This is a genomic window from Microbacterium sp. ARD31, assembly GCF_031844425.1.
The window spans coordinates 128,767-142,877 of sequence record NZ_JAUZVE010000001.1 but is presented as its reverse complement, the minus strand read 5'-3'; the positions used below and the strand labels follow the sequence as shown (position 1 = coordinate 142,877).

11 protein-coding genes are annotated in these 14,111 nt (G+C 69.2%); 1 reads left to right on the top strand and 10 read right to left on the bottom strand.

The genetic code is table 11. From position 1 onward, the window contains the following. Positions 1–75: 75 nt before the first annotated feature. The 6 genes from Q9S36_RS00670 to Q9S36_RS00645 form a co-directional block, all read right to left on the bottom strand. On the bottom strand, positions 76–702 hold the full coding sequence (locus tag Q9S36_RS00670; protein WP_311283565.1) for a Fe-Mn family superoxide dismutase: 627 nt from the start codon (positions 700–702) through the stop codon (positions 76–78). Between the two features lie 113 nt (positions 703–815). Then, entirely contained in the window at positions 816–1,793 is a 978-nt protein-coding gene (gene whiA / locus Q9S36_RS00665) for a DNA-binding protein WhiA (RefSeq protein ID WP_311283564.1), read from the bottom strand. Between the two features lie 55 nt (positions 1,794–1,848). Next, positions 1,849–2,721: an RNase adapter RapZ gene (rapZ, locus tag Q9S36_RS00660; protein ID WP_217531341.1), complete on the bottom strand. Its 873-nt coding sequence runs from the start codon at positions 2,719–2,721 to the stop codon at positions 1,849–1,851. A 33-nt stretch (positions 2,722–2,754) separates the two neighbouring features. Next, on the bottom strand, positions 2,755–4,674 hold the full coding sequence (gene uvrC, locus Q9S36_RS00655) for an excinuclease ABC subunit UvrC (protein WP_311283563.1): 1,920 nt from the start codon (positions 4,672–4,674) through the stop codon (positions 2,755–2,757). A 1-nt stretch (position 4,675) separates the two neighbouring features. Continuing rightward, positions 4,676–7,561 carry an excinuclease ABC subunit UvrA gene (gene uvrA / locus Q9S36_RS00650; protein WP_311283562.1) on the bottom strand — a complete coding sequence of 962 codons (2,886 nt, stop codon included), beginning with the start codon at positions 7,559–7,561 and terminating at the stop codon, positions 4,676–4,678. 54 nt (positions 7,562–7,615) lie between these two features. Next, positions 7,616–8,059 carry a MarR family transcriptional regulator gene (locus tag Q9S36_RS00645; protein ID WP_311283561.1) on the bottom strand — a complete coding sequence of 148 codons (444 nt, stop codon included), beginning with the start codon at positions 8,057–8,059 and terminating at the stop codon, positions 7,616–7,618. A 38-nt stretch (positions 8,060–8,097) separates the two neighbouring features. Here Q9S36_RS00645 and Q9S36_RS00640 point away from each other — a divergent pair, with 38 nt between their 5' ends. Continuing rightward, positions 8,098–8,334, top strand: coding sequence for a hypothetical protein (locus Q9S36_RS00640; protein ID WP_311283560.1), 237 nt, complete (start codon positions 8,098–8,100; stop codon positions 8,332–8,334). A 6-nt stretch (positions 8,335–8,340) separates the two neighbouring features. Here the strand turns inward: Q9S36_RS00640 and uvrB are convergent, their stop codons facing one another. Genes uvrB through Q9S36_RS00620 form a run of 4 tightly spaced genes read right to left on the bottom strand, consistent with a single transcriptional unit; the run spans position 8,341 to position 14,016 of the window. After that, a complete protein-coding gene (uvrB, locus tag Q9S36_RS00635) occupies positions 8,341–10,422 on the bottom strand; it encodes an excinuclease ABC subunit UvrB (protein WP_311283559.1) in 2,082 nt (693 codons plus the stop codon). A gap of 59 nt (positions 10,423–10,481) precedes the next feature. Further along, a complete protein-coding gene (coaE, locus tag Q9S36_RS00630) occupies positions 10,482–11,078 on the bottom strand; it encodes a dephospho-CoA kinase (RefSeq protein WP_311283558.1) in 597 nt (198 codons plus the stop codon). Between the two features lie 23 nt (positions 11,079–11,101). Further along, on the bottom strand, positions 11,102–12,289 hold the full coding sequence (locus tag Q9S36_RS00625; RefSeq protein WP_311283557.1) for a diguanylate cyclase: 1,188 nt from the start codon (positions 12,287–12,289) through the stop codon (positions 11,102–11,104). Beyond that, positions 12,289–14,016 (bottom strand): ATP-binding protein, encoded by a 1,728-nt coding sequence (locus Q9S36_RS00620; RefSeq protein ID WP_311283556.1) that lies wholly within the window; start codon positions 14,014–14,016, stop codon positions 12,289–12,291. The genes Q9S36_RS00625 and Q9S36_RS00620 overlap by 1 nt, the downstream gene beginning before the upstream one ends. Positions 14,017–14,111: the final 95 nt, after the last annotated feature.

The following is a 14,111-nucleotide window of genomic DNA, read 5'->3' as shown; positions in this document are numbered from 1 at the left end:
AAGAGAGAGGATGCCGGGGCTTCGCCCCCGTTGCCGGGAGGAGCCCGGCATCCTCACCTGTGAACGACCCTACTACTAGAGCAGGCCCGCCGTCTTGTCACGGGCGGCGTCGAGACGCTGCGCGACGTTCTGCCAGTTGGCGATGTTCCAGGCCGCCTTGACGTAGTCGGCCTTGACGTTGAGGTAGTCGAGGTAGAAGGCGTGCTCCCACATGTCGAGCTGGAAGATCGGGATGGTCCCCTGCGCCGTGTTCGACTGCTGGTCGAACAGCTGCTGGATGATCAGCTGCTGGCCGATCGGGTCCCAGCTGAGGACGGCCCACCCGGAGCCCTGGATGCCGGTGGCAGCGGCCGTGAAGTGCGCCTGGAACTTGTCGAAGCCGCCGAAGAACTCGTCGATCGCCGCGCGCAGCTCGCCCTCGGGCTCGCCGCCGCCGCCCTGCGAGGGGGGGGCCAGGTTGGTCCAGAAGATGGAGTGGTTGACGTGTCCGCCGAGGTTGAACGCGAGGTCCTTTTCGAGCTTGTTGACGTTCGCGAGGTTGCCGGTTTCCCGCGCCTCCGCGAGCTGCTCGAGGGCGGTGTTCGCTCCGGTGACGTACGCCTGGTGGTGCTTCGAGTGGTGAAGCTCCATGATCTTGCCGCTGATGCTCGGCTCGAGCGCGGAGTAGTCGTACGGGAGCTCAGGCAGCGTGTACTTCGCCATGTCCTCTTCCTTCTGTCGGTGCCGCGCGCACGGCGCGGCCGGTCGGATTCATCCTATTGAGGGCCAACCCGCCGGACACCCGGTTGCTTCCCGTGAAGAGGGGATGTATCCCGTCAGTCCTCGAGACCGGCGGGGACGGCGGACTCGGTGTCGGGGATGCCGTCCTGCGCGGCCTTCTTGTCGGCCATCGCCAGGAGACGGCGGATGCGGCCCGCCACGGCATCCTTCGTCAGCGGCGGATCGGCGTGGTGGCCGAGCTCGTCGAGGCTCGCGTCGCGGTGCGCGAGGCGGAGGTCGCCGGCCTGCTTCAGGTGCGGCGGGACGGTGTCGCCGAGGATCTCGAGCGCACGCTCGACACGGGCACAGGCGGCGACCGCCGCCTGTGCGGAACGGCGCAGGTTGGCGTCGTCGAAGTTGACCAGTCGGTTCACGCCGGCGCGGACCTCACGGCGCTGCCGCATCTCCTCCCACGCGGCGGCGGTCTTCTGCGCACCCATCATGAGGAGGGTCGCGCGGATCGCCTCGCCGTCGCGGACGACGACGCGCGGCACGCCGCGGACCTCGCGCGCCTTGGCGGCGATCCCGAGACGGTGCGCCGCACCGACGAGCGCCATGGCCGCCTCGCCCGAAGGGCAGGCGACCTCGAGCGCCGCCGAACGGCCCGGATCGGACAGGGTGCCGGTCGCGAGGAAGGCGCCACGCCACACGGCCGCGAGGTCGGGGCGTGCGCCGGTGGTCAGCTTGTTCGGGAGTCCGCGGACCGGTCGCCGACGGTTGTCGAGCAGACCCGTCTGGCGGGCCAGGGTCTCGCCGCCCTCGATGACGCGCACCGCGACGAGGTTCGCCGTCCGTCCGCCGGAGGACTGCACGTGCGCGAGTTCGGGCCGGACGCCGTAGATCTCGACGAGGTCGCGGGCCACACGTCGGGCCAGGATGTCGGTCTCGACCTCCGCCTCGACGGCCACTCGGCCGGCGATCGAATGGAGTCCGCCCGAGAAGCGCAGGATCGTGGTGAGTTCTGCGACGCGGGCCGTCGGCCGCGGATCACGCACCGAGGTGAGTTCCGTCTTCACGTCAGCAGTTAGCGGCACGGCGATCCTTCGGTGGGGGCGAGGGGGACAAAGGATCAGCTTACTCGCGCACCGGTCATTCGCGACCCAGGTCCCGGTGCGTGACCCGTACGGCCACGCCCGGTTCGGCGCCCAGACGCTCGGCGAGCTCGAACGACGTCACGACGGAGCGGTGCTTGCCCCCGGTGCATCCGATGGCGATCACGGAGTGACGTTTGTTCTCGCGCTGATACCCCTGGAGCACGGGGTGGAGGGCCGCCGCATACGCGTCGATGAACTCGCGTGCGCCCTCCTGACCGAGCACGAACTCGCGGACCGCCTCGTCCTCCCCCGTGAGGGCGCGCAGCGAGGGCTCCCAGTACGGGTTGGGGAGGAAGCGCATGTCCGCGACGAGGTCGACGTCCGGCGGCAACCCGTACTTGAAGCCGAAGCTCATGACGGTGACGGTGTGCCGTGCGTCGCCGTCCGCGCTGAACAGGTCGACGATGCGGTTCGCCAGCTGATGGATGTTGAGGGCGCTGGTGTCGACGATGACATCGGCGGCCTCACGGATGGCAGCGACGCGCTCGCGCTCACGGCGGATGCCGTCGAGGATCGTCCCCTCCCCCTGCAGCGGGTGGGGCCGACGGACGGCTTCGAACCGACGGACGAGCACCTCGTCGGAGGCGTCGAGGAACAGCACCCGCAACTGACGGCCGTCGCGGAGCGAATGGGTCACGGACGGCAGCTCGCCGAAGAGCTGGCGCCCGCGGACGTCGACCACCGCGGCGACACGCGGGAGCGCATCGGCTGCGAGTGCCGTGAGATCCAGCAGATGCGACAGCATCTGGGGCGGCAGGTTGTCGACGACGTACCAGTCGAGGTCCTCGAGGGCGTTCGCCGCGGTCGTGCGCCCGGCTCCGGACATGCCCGTGACGATCAGGACCTCGCCCGCCGTCTGGCCGTCCATCCGTACCCCGCCTTCCACGCGTGTCATCTCAGCCTAACCACCCGAGGGCACGGCATCCGACCCGGCCGCCAGATGCGCGTGGATCGTGGCCGCGAGCCGCGGGCCGATCCCGGGCAGCTCCTGGATCTCCTCGGGTGTCGCCTGCTTCAGGCGGCTCACCGATCCGAAGTGACGCAGGAGCGCCTTGATCCGCGTCGCGCCGAGACCGGGCACCTCCGCCAGCACCGTCGTGATGTCCCGGCCGCGCTTCTTGCGCTGGTGGGTGATCGCGAAGCGGTGCGCCTCGTCGCGGAGCCGCTGCAGCAGGTAGAGCGCCTCGGAGGAGCGCGGCAGGATCACCGGGAAGTCGTCGTCGGGCAGCCACACCTCCTCGAGACGCTTCGCGATCCCGCACAGGGCGATCTCCTCGTGGCCGGCGTCGCGCAGGGCACGCGCCGCGGCCTGCACCTGCGGCTGGCCGCCGTCGACGAGCAGCAGCTGAGGCCGATAGGCGAAGCGCGGGCGCTTGCGCGTGGCATCCACCTCACCGTCCGCCATCGGGTCGATCTTCTCCTGCTCGGCCTCGTCGCGGTCGATGTGCGCGAGCCGTCGGGTGAGCACCTGATACATCGAGTCGGTGTCGTCGGTGGTCTCGGCGACGGAGAACGACCGGTACTGGTCCTTGCGCGGCAGACCGTCCTCGAACACCACCATCGACGCGACGACCCCCGTGCCGCCGAGGTGCGAGATGTCGAAGCACTCGATGCGCAGCGGGGCCTCGGTCATCCCGAGCGCCTCCTGCAGGTCCGTCAGCGCCTTGGTGCGAGCCGTGTAGTCGCTCGTCCGCCGCGTCTTGTGCAGCATGAGCGCCTGCTGGGCGTTGAGCGTCGCCGTCCGCATGAGGTCGGCCTTCTGACCGCGCTGCGCGATCTGCACCGTCACCTTCTTGCCGCGCCGCGACTGCAGCCACTGCTCGAGCTCGGCCGAGTCGTCGGGAAGGGCCGGCACGAGGACCTGGCGCGGGATGTCCTCGGCAGAGGCGGCCCCGTAGGCGCGCTGCAGGATCTGATCCACGAGGTCGGGCCCGGAGATGTCGAGCTCCTTGTCGATCGTCGTCGCACGGACGCCGCGCACACGTCCGCCGCGGACGACGAAGTGCTGGACGGCCGCGGACAGCTCGTCCTCGGCCACGCCGAACAGGTCGGCGTCCGTGTCCTCGCTCAGCACGAGCGCGCTGCGGTTGAGGACAGCGTCGAGCGCCTGCAGCTTGTCGCGGTACGACGCCGCGGCCTCGTAGTCCATCGCGGCCGCCGCTTCGCGCATCCGCGCTTCGAGCCGCTTCGTGAACCGCTTATCGCTCCCGGACATGAACGAGACGAAGTCGTCGACGATGGCGCGGTGCTCCTCGATCGTGACCTTCATCGAGCAGGGACCGCCGCACCGGCCGATCTGCCCGGGGAAGCACGGCCGCCCCGAGGCCATCGCCTTCTTGTACGACGAGTCGCTGCAGGTGCGGATCGGGAACACCTTGATGAGCTGATCGATCGTGTCGTGGACCGCCCAGACCTTCGGGTACGGGCCGAAGTACTTGGCCCCGCGGATGCGGCGGTTGCGGGTCACGATGACCCGCGGCGCCTCGTCGGCGAGGGTCACCGCCATGTACGGATAGGACTTGTCGTCCTTGTACCGGACGTTGAACGGCGGCGAGTACTCCTGGATCCAGGTGTACTCGAGCTGGAGCGAGTCGATGTCGGTCTTCACGACGGTCCACTCGACCTTCGCGGCCGTCGTCACCATGCGCCGTGTGCGCTCGTGGAGCGTGTGGAGCGGCGCGAAGTAGTTGGACAACCGGGCGCGGAGGTTCTTGGCCTTGCCGACGTAGAGGATCCGACCGTCGGCATCCAGGAACCGGTAGACGCCGGGGTCGGTGGGGATCTCCCCCGGCTTCGGCTTGTACGGCAGAGCGGATGCCACGTCAGCCCGCCTTGCGCGCGGGAGCCACTTCCAGGATCTCGGCGAGGAACTGCCCGGTGTGGCTCTCGGGTACGGTCGCGACCTGCTCCGGGGTCCCCGTCGCCACGATCGTGCCGCCGCCCGAGCCCCCCTCGGGGCCGAGGTCGATGACCCAGTCGGCGGACTTGATCACGTCGAGGTTGTGCTCGATGACGAGCACCGAGTTGCCCTTGTCGACGAGGCTGTTCAGGACCTCGAGCAGGCGCTGCACGTCTTCGAAGTGCAGACCCGTCGTCGGCTCGTCGAGCACGTAGATGGTGCGCCCGTTGGAGCGACGCTGGAGTTCGGTGGCGAGCTTCACGCGCTGCGCCTCACCGCCGGAGAGCGTCGTGGCCGACTGCCCCAGCCGGACGTAGCCGAGCCCCACGTCGACGAGGGTCTTCAGGTACCGGTGGATCGCCTGGATCGGCTCGAAGAAGTCGGCTGCCTCCGAGATCGGCATGTCGAGGACCTCGGCGATGTTCTTGCCCTTGTAGTGCACCGCGAGGGTGTCGCGGTTGTAGCGCTGGCCGTGGCAGACCTCGCAGTCGACGTACACGTCGGGCAGGAAGTTCATCTCGATCTTGATCGTGCCGTCACCCGAGCATGCCTCGCACCGGCCGCCCTTGACGTTGAAGCTGAAGCGACCCGGCTGGTAGCCGCGCGCCTTCGCCTCGGTCGTCTCGGCGAACAGCGAGCGGATGCGGTCGAAGACCCCCGTGTAGGTGGCCGGGTTCGACCGGGGCGTGCGACCGATGGGGGCCTGATCGACGTGGACGACCTTGTCGAGGTGCTCGAGTCCGGTGACCCGGGTGTGCTTGCCGGCGACGCGACGCGCACCGTTGAGCTTGGTCGCGAGGACTTCGTAGAGGATGCCGTTCACGAGCGACGACTTACCGGAACCGCTCACGCCGGTGACGGCGGTGAGCACGCCGAGCGGGAAGTCGACGGTGACGTTCTGCAGGTTGTTCTCCCGCGCCCCGACGACGCGCAGCTGGCGCCCCCTGTCGATCTTCCGACGCTTCTTCGGCATCCGGATGGCGCGTCGTCCGCTCAGGTAGGCGCCGGTGATCGACTCCTGGTCCGTCAGGAGCTGCTCGACCGGTCCCGAGTGGACGACGTTGCCCCCCTCGACGCCCGCGCGCGGACCGATGTCGACGATCCAGTCGGCGGCGTGGATGGTCTCCTCGTCGTGCTCGACGACGACCAGCGTGTTGCCGAGGCTCTTCAGACGCACGAGGGTCTCGATGAGCCGGCGGTTGTCGCGCTGGTGGAGTCCGATGGAGGGCTCGTCGAGGACGTACAGCACGCCCGTGAGCCCCGAGCCGATCTGCGTCGCAAGACGGATGCGCTGCGCCTCGCCGCCCGAGAGCGAGCCCGCCGCACGGCTGAGGCTGAGGTAGTTGAGGCCGACCTGAATGAGGAAGTCGAGGCGGGCCCGGATCTCGCGCAGGACTGCGGCCGCGATGGTCGCCTCGCGGTCGGTCAGCGAGAGCTGCGCGAAGAACTGCTGCGCCTCGCCGAGGCTGAGCCGTGAGGCATCCGCGATCGAGTGCCCGTGGACGAGGACCGACAGCACCTCGGGCTTCAGGCGATCGCCGTTGCAGACGGGGCAGGGCACCTCGCGGAGGAACTCGGCCCAGCGCTGACGCTGCGTGTCGGTCTCGGCCTGCGTGAACTGACGCTCGATGTACGGGATGACGCCCTCGAAGCCCGACGCATACCGCATCTCGCGGCCGTAGCGGTTCTTCCACTTGACGGTGACCTTGTAGTTCTCGCCGCTCAGCACCGCGTCCTGCACGTCGGCCGGAAGGTCCTTCCAGGGCGTGTCGAGCGAGAACCCGAGGTCGTCCGCGAGTCCCACGAGCAGCCGCTCGTAGTACTGGAACAGTCCCTTGCCCTGCGTCGTCCAGGGGACGATGACACCTTCGGCGATGGAGAGCTCCTCGTCGCCCAGCAGCAGTTCGGTGTCGACCGACATGCGGGTACCCAGACCCGAGCAGGCCGGGCAGGCGCCGAACGGCGCGTTGAAGGAGAACGTCCGCGGCTCGATCTCGGTCAGGGTCAGCGCGTGCCCGTTGGGACAGGCCAGCTTCTCGCTGTAGCTCTGCCAGGCGTCGTCGCCCTCTTCGTCGACGAAGTTGACCTGCAGGATGCCGCCTGCGAGACCCAGGGCCGTCTCGACCGAGTCGGTGACGCGGCTCAGGATGTCGGGGCTCGCCACCAGACGGTCGACGACCACGGCGATGTCGTGCTTGTAGCTCTTCTTGAGGGTCGGCGCCTCGGCGAGCTGGACCGTCTCGCCGTCGACGATCGCGCGGGCGTAGCCCTTCGCCGACAGCTCCTTGAAGAGGTCGACGAACTCGCCCTTCTTCTGCGACACGACGGGGGCGACGATCTGGTACCGCGTGCGCTCGGGGAGCTCCATGAGCTGGTCGGCGATCTGCTGCACCGTCTGCCGCTGGATGCGCTCGCCGCACTCGGGGCAGTGCGGGATGCCGACGCGCGCCCACAGCAGACGCATGTAGTCGTTGATCTCGGTGATGGTGCCCACCGTCGAGCGCGGGTTGCGGTTCGTCGACTTCTGATCGATCGACACCGCAGGGCTGAGGCCCTCGATGAAGTCGACGTCGGGACGGTCGACCTGTCCGAGGAATTGGCGTGCGTAGGAGCTGAGCGACTCGATGTACCGGCGCTGACCCTCGGCGAAGATCGTGTCGAACGCGAGGCTCGACTTCCCCGACCCGGACAGGCCGGTGAACACGACGAGCGAGTCCCGCGGGATCTCGAGGTCGACGTTCTTCAGGTTGTGGACGCGCGCGCCGCGGACACTGAGTTTGGAGGCGTGGGGAACGGGGACGATGGGCACCGGTCAATCCTAGGTTGGGCCACCGACACGGGCTCCGTGCTTCGCTCCCGGCGATCAGTCCTCGGTGGTCGGCCTGCGTCCGGCGAAGGGTTGCAGACCGTCCCTCAACCGCTCGACGTCGGCGACGCCGAGTCCGACGCGCGACATGATCTGCCTCGGCACGTCCAGCGCCTGCTCGCGCAGGGCCGCTCCCTCGTCGGTCAACGCGATGTCGAGGATGCGTTCGTCCGCCGCGCGCCGGCGCCGGACGACGCGGCCCTGCGCCTCGAGACGCTTGATGGTCGGCGACAGGCTGGCGGGCTCGACCGCGAGGGCGGTCGCGAGCTCGGAGAGGGACTGCGGCGCCCGCTCCCACAGGGCGAGCATCACGAGGTACTGCGGGTGCGTCAGACCGAGGGGCTCGAGGACCGGCCGGTAGATCGAGACGACGTTCCGGGCGGCCGTCACGATCGCGAAGCACAACTGGCTCTCGAGCTTCAGCATGTCGTCTTCATCCATCGATCCTCCTCACCCTAATAGTTAGTACACTAATCATTATGGACGCAGAACGGGAGTCACGACCACCGCTCCGGGAACGGATCCGCGCGGCGGGCGGGTTCTACCGCTGGTGGAACAGCCGCCTCATCCGTTACGCGGGCCCAGCTTCGGTCGGTCCCTACGAGACCGAGCCCGAACCGGTCCGGACCGAGCGCGCGTGCCCCCTGTGCGGTCAGCCGATGTCGGCGCACACCTTCGACCGCTCGGGGGAACGCCCCCTCATGCACTGCCCCTGAGCACGCTCAGGCGTGCCCGGCACGTTCCATGGCGCGCAGCTCCTTCTTCAGGTCCTGCACCTCGTCGCGCAGGCGCCCCGCGAGCTCGAACTTGAGTTCGTCGGCAGCCGCCAGCATCTGCCGCGTGAGATCCTCGATCGTCGCCTCGAGCTGGTTCGCACCTTCGGCGGCGATGCCCTCGCGCCGCAGCTGCGGGGTCGGGCTCTTGCCCTTGCCGGACTTCGTCTTGCCCTTGCCGCGACCGTCCATCATGTCGCGCGTGTCGCTCGCCTCACGGGCGAGCGCATCGGTGATGTCCGCGATCTTCTTGCGCAGCGGCTGCGGATCGATGCCGTTCTCGAGGTTGTACGCGATCTGCTTCTCGCGTCGACGTTCGGTCTCCTCTATGGCGGCCGCCATAGAGTCCGTGATCTTGTCGGCGTACATGTGCACCTGGCCCGATACGTTGCGCGCCGCGCGACCGATCGTCTGGATGAGGGACGTCCCCGACCGCAGGAAGCCCTCTTTGTCGGCATCCAGGATCGCGACGAGCGACACCTCGGGCAGGTCGAGGCCCTCACGCAGTAGGTTGATGCCCACGAGGACGTCGTACACGCCCTGCCGCAGCTCGGTCAGCAGCTCGACGCGACGCAGCGTGTCGACGTCGGAGTGCAGGTAGCGCACGCGCACGCCGTGCTCACCGAGGAAGTCGGTCAACTCCTCCGCCATCTTCTTGGTCAACGTCGTGACGAGGACGCGCTCGTCACGCTCGACGCGCAGCCGGATCTCCTCCAGCAGATCGTCGATCTGACCCTTCGAGGGCTTCACGATGATCTCCGGGTCGATGAGACCCGTCGGACGGATGATCTGCTCGACGACGCCGTCGGCGATTCCCATCTCGTACCGCCCGGGGGTCGCCGACAGGTACACGGTCTGCCCGATCCGCTGCTTGAACTCATCGAAGCGCAACGGCCGGTTGTCCATCGCGCTCGGCAGCCGGAACCCGTGGTCGACGAGGGTGCGCTTGCGGGAGGCATCCCCCTCGTACATCGCACCGATCTGCGGGACCGTCACGTGGGACTCGTCGATGACGAGCAGGAAGTCGTCGGGGAAGAAGTCGAGGAGGGTGTGCGGCGCCTCGCCCGGCATCCGTCCGTCGAGGTGACGCGAGTAGTTCTCGATGCCGGAGCAGAAGCCGAGCTGCTGCAGCATCTCGAGATCGAACGTCGTGCGCATGCGCAGGCGCTGGGCTTCGAGCAGCTTGCCCTGCGACTCGAACTCCTTCAGCCGCTCCTCGAGCTCGTGCTCGATGGTGCCGATCGCGCGCTGGACGGTCTCGGTGCCCGCGACGTAGTGGGATGCCGGGAAGATCGGCACGCTCTCGAGCTTCTGCACCACATCGCCGGTGAGCGGATGCAGCATGTACAGCGCTTCGATCTCGTCGCCGAAGAGCTCGATGCGCACGGCGTACTCCTCGTACACCGGGATGATCTCGATCGTGTCGCCGCGGACGCGGAAGTTGCCGCGCGAGAAGTCGACGTCGTTGCGGTTGTACTGCATCGCGATGAACTTGCGGATGAGAGCGTCGCGGTCGTACCGCTCCCCCACCTGCAGGGCGACCATCGCGCGGAGGTACTCCTCGGGCGCGCCGAGGCCGTAGATGCACGACACCGTGGACACCACGACGACGTCGCGCCGACTCAGCAGCGAGTTGGTCGTCGAGTGGCGCAGCCGCTCCACCTCGGCGTTGATCGAGGAGTCCTTCTCGATGAAGGTGTCCGTCTGCGGGACGTACGCCTCAGGCTGGTAGTAGTCGTAATAGCTGACGAAGTACTCGACCGCGTTATTCGGCATGAGGTCGCGGAACTCGTTGGCGAGCTGCGCCGCGAGCGTCTTGTTGTGCGCGAGCACGAGCGTCGGACGCTGCACCTGCTCGATCAGCCAGGCCGTCGTCGCCGACTTGCCCGTACCCGTCGCGCCGAGCAGGACGACGTCGGTCTCACCCGCGTTGATGCGGGCGGCGAGGTCGGCGATCGCCTGCGGTTGGTCGCCGCTGGGCTGGTACTCGCTGACGACCTCGAAAGGGCGGACGGAGCGCGTGGTCTGCATGATTCCAGCGTAGGCGCGGCCTCCGACACCGGCTCCGGCGTTCGCCGTCGGCGTGGATGTCAGCCGGCGACGCGCTCCCAGAGGGCGTCGACCTGCGACAGCGTCTGCGCCATCGACCCCGACGTGTCGATGACGACGTCGGCGATCGCGAGGCGGCGCTCATCGTCGACCTGCGACGCGATGCGCGCGTCCGCATCGGCGGGGCTCATCCCCCGCAGGGAGACGAGCCGCTCCCGCCGCAGCTCGACGGGCGCGTAAGCCACCACGACGAGCTCCCAGGGGTCCTCCGCGCGCGCCTCGAGCAGCAGGGGGACGTCGTAGACGACGACCGCGCTCGGATCCGCGGCCTGCGCGGCCTCGAAGCGCGCCGCGGATTCGACCCGCACGGCGGGGTGGACGATCGCGTTGAGGCGGCGCACGGCATCCTCGTCACCGAAGACGCGTGAGGCGAGAAGCGGTCGGTCGAGCTCGCCGGTGCCCGTCAGGACGTCGTTGCCGAACGCCGCGGCGATCTCCGCGAGCACCGGCGACCCCGGCTGCTGCACCTCGCGGACGATCGCGTCCGCATCGACGATCACCGCCCCGTGCTCGGCGAGTCGACGCGCGATCGTGGACTTCCCCGACGCGATGCCGCCGGTCAATGCGATGAGTGTCACCCTCCGAGGATGCCACGGCGCCGTCACGCCCGAGCGGTGCCGCCGTCCTCGATCCCGCCGAAGAGAACGGATGCCTCGAGGCTGCGCGACGCGCGCTGCGCCGCGGCACGCGCGGCGTTCAGCAGGACCTCGGGGTCGTATCCGACCGTCTCCGTCAGCGCGACACCGACGCCGACGATCGGGAGCAGCCCCGTGGGATTGCCGGCGAGGTCGTCGATGCAGCCCCGGTAGATGGCCGCGGCCTGGCGACGCGCCTCGGCGGCCGTCCCGGAGACGACGCAGACCGACATCGTCGCGTCGCCGTCCTCCCCCACGAAGGCGGATGCCGGGGCGTGTCGACGCACGGACCGCCGCCATTGCGCCGCGAGCTCGTCCGTGGCATCCGTTCCGAAGGCCGCCGCCATCTCCTCCATCCCGTCGACCCCCACGACGACGACGCTCAGCAGATCCTGTCGCCAGCTCGCCCGCTCGGCGACGTCGCGGAGGGCGTCGCGGTAGGTTCCCGAGAGCATCACCCCGTCGGCGGCCACCCCGTTCTCGCTCAGCCACTCGAAGCGATGCGTCGCGCTCTTGGTCGATCGCAGGATCGACGTCACGACGACGGCGACCATTGTGAGCACGACGGTCGCGATGTTCGCGGACACCGATCCGAACCAGGTCGTGAAGAAGTCGCCCTCCGGTCCGTTCCACACGAAGGCGACGAGGCGTGCGGCGTAGTAGACCGCCGCCGCCAGGAGGACGATGGCGAACAGTCGCGCGTTGCCGACGCGCCCCATGGGTCGTCGCAGCGCCTCGATGCCTCCGACCGCGAAGAGGCCGACGATGGTGACCACCATGACCGTCCACCCGCCCCAGCTGCCGTTCACGGGGACCCGCACCACGGTCGCGACGAACGTCGCGACGGTCAGGACCGCCACGATGACGGCGGGCCGCGCGATGGGTCGATCGTTGAAGCGGCGGTTCCCCAGCCAGATGAAGGCCGGCGTGAGCGCGAACGAGGCGTTGCCGATCGCGATGGCCACGGCGCCGCCGATGCCGGACGCCCACGAGATGTAGGCGAACGTCGTGGCGGTGCCGCAGAGATAAGCGACGGCCCAGAGGCGCCCGGCGCCCGTGTCCCGGCGTCGCAGCGTCTCGACGACGAAGATCCCCGCGGCCGTCAGCGCGACGATCGCCGTCATGACGGTCACCGAGAAGAGATCGAGGGTCATCACTCGCCGTCCCCGGCCGCGGAGCGCAGCGCGCCGTCGCTCGCCGTCTCCGCCGTCGCGGGCAGGCGGACCATGAACGTCGTCCCGAGACCCGGGGTCGATGTCACCGTGATGTCGCCGCCGTGCGCGCGCACGATCTCGCGGCTGATGGCGAGACCGAGCCCGGTTCCCGGCACACCGCTCTCCGCCCGGAAGAACCGCTCGAAGACCCGCTCCTGGTCCTCGGCCGACAGCCCGATCCCGGTGTCGCGGACGAGGAACCAGGAGTGCCGGCCGTCGGTCGAGGAGCCCACCGTGATCGTGCCGCCGTCGCGGTTGAACTTGATCGCGTTGCTGAGCAGGTTGTCGGCGACCTGCCGGATGCGCGCCGCGTCGATGAACGCCGGGGTCGGCACGAGGTCGCTCGCGTCGATCCGGATCGCCCGGTCGCGGGCCACCGGTCCGAGATCGGATGCCGCCGCCCCCACGACGTCGGAGAGGTCGGTCTCCTGCGGCGACAGGGTGACCTCGACCGACATCCGCGACGCCGTCGAGGCGGCGAGGATCCCCGACACGATCCCGAGGAGGCGCTCGCTGTTGCGGTAGGCGACGTCGACCTGTCGGGCGATCTCCGGAGGCAGGTCGTCCTGGTCGAGGACGAGCTCGAGGTACCCGATGATCGAGGTCAGCGGCGTCCGCAGTTCGTGGGAGACCGACGCGACCAGACTGTCGCGCGCCTTGAGGGCGGTGCGCTCCTCGCTCACGTCGCGCGCAACGAGCACGATGCCGGCAGGGCGGCCGTCGGCATCCTTCATCCGCCGCGCGGTCAGGCTGATCGCGGCCCGTCGGGACTCGGAGACGGGGAACCAGACCACGAGGTCGCTGAACGTCTCGCCTCGGAGGATGCGGGCGAGCGGCCGCTCGTGCGGTGCGAGCGGGGTCTCGCCGTCCGCAGCGTAGATGGTCTGCGCGGCGTCGATGCGACCGAAACTCGGGATGCGCTGCTGGAACTTGCCGAGAGCGTCGTTGACGAACGTGATCTCGCCGTCGGTACCGATGCGGAGGACGCCGAAGTCGACGGTGTCCAGCACCTCGGTGAGCAGCTGCTCCTGCCTGCTGGCGTGGCGCAGCGCCGCCGCCAGACGGACGTTCTGCTTGTCGAGGAGGGCGCGTTGCGCCTGGAAACGGCGGGTGCCGTTGTAGGTGGAGACACCGATCGCGATGACCACAGCCGGGAGGACGATGATGCCCCAGGTGAACTCGAACGACGGCGCGAGGGCGAGCGCGATCCAGTAGGCGCTGATCGATCCGACGCAGCCCACGATCAGCCAGATCCGCCCGAGGCTCGACAGCCACATCGTGGGGAACGCCCACAGTAGAGCGATCCCCGGGACGTCGGAGATGCGCATCAGTCCGATCGCGACGATGTCCACCACGGGGACGATCGCGACCCACGACGGGTTTATGCGGGACCACGGCACCGCGAGGCTCGCGAGGGCAGCGACGAGGACGAGCACGACGCCGGCCGCGAACGAGGAGGCCTGCGCCAGCCACCCGCCGGGGAAACCCGACAGGAAGATGCCGGCGACGATCGCGGTGAGGAGGATCTGGTTGTTCGCGACGACGCGGTCGCGCAGCTCCGTCAGCGGCACGCGCGGGCGCGACGCCCGGTGGGGGCGTTCGCCCGGGGCGGGCGGAGGCGCGGGCGCGCGGTCGGCGGAAGCCGCGTCCTGATCCGCATGTGCCACAGGAGAACGTTACCGGCCCGGATGCCCCGGCGTCAGACGCCCGGAAACGGCCGAGGGGCCGGAGCACATGGCTCCGACCCCTCGGTCGTGGTGGT

What these genes read in the sequence shown, in the direction of transcription:
- rapZ (WP_217531341.1), bottom strand. Translation starts at nt 2,721, where the DNA reads ATGGACGGCCAGACGGCGGGCGAGGTCCTGATCGTCACGGGCATGTCC.
- Q9S36_RS00625 (WP_311283557.1), bottom strand. Translation starts at nt 12,289, where the DNA reads ATGACCCTCGATCTCTTCTCGGTGACCGTCATGACGGCGATCGTCGCG.
- Q9S36_RS00645 (WP_311283561.1), bottom strand. Translation starts at nt 8,059, where the DNA reads ATGGATGAAGACGACATGCTGAAGCTCGAGAGCCAGTTGTGCTTCGCG.
- Q9S36_RS00670 (WP_311283565.1), bottom strand. Translation starts at nt 702, where the DNA reads ATGGCGAAGTACACGCTGCCTGAGCTCCCGTACGACTACTCCGCGCTC.
- Q9S36_RS00640 (WP_311283560.1), top strand. Translation starts at nt 8,098, where the DNA reads ATGGACGCAGAACGGGAGTCACGACCACCGCTCCGGGAACGGATCCGC.
- uvrB (WP_311283559.1), bottom strand. Translation starts at nt 10,422, where the DNA reads ATGCAGACCACGCGCTCCGTCCGCCCTTTCGAGGTCGTCAGCGAGTAC.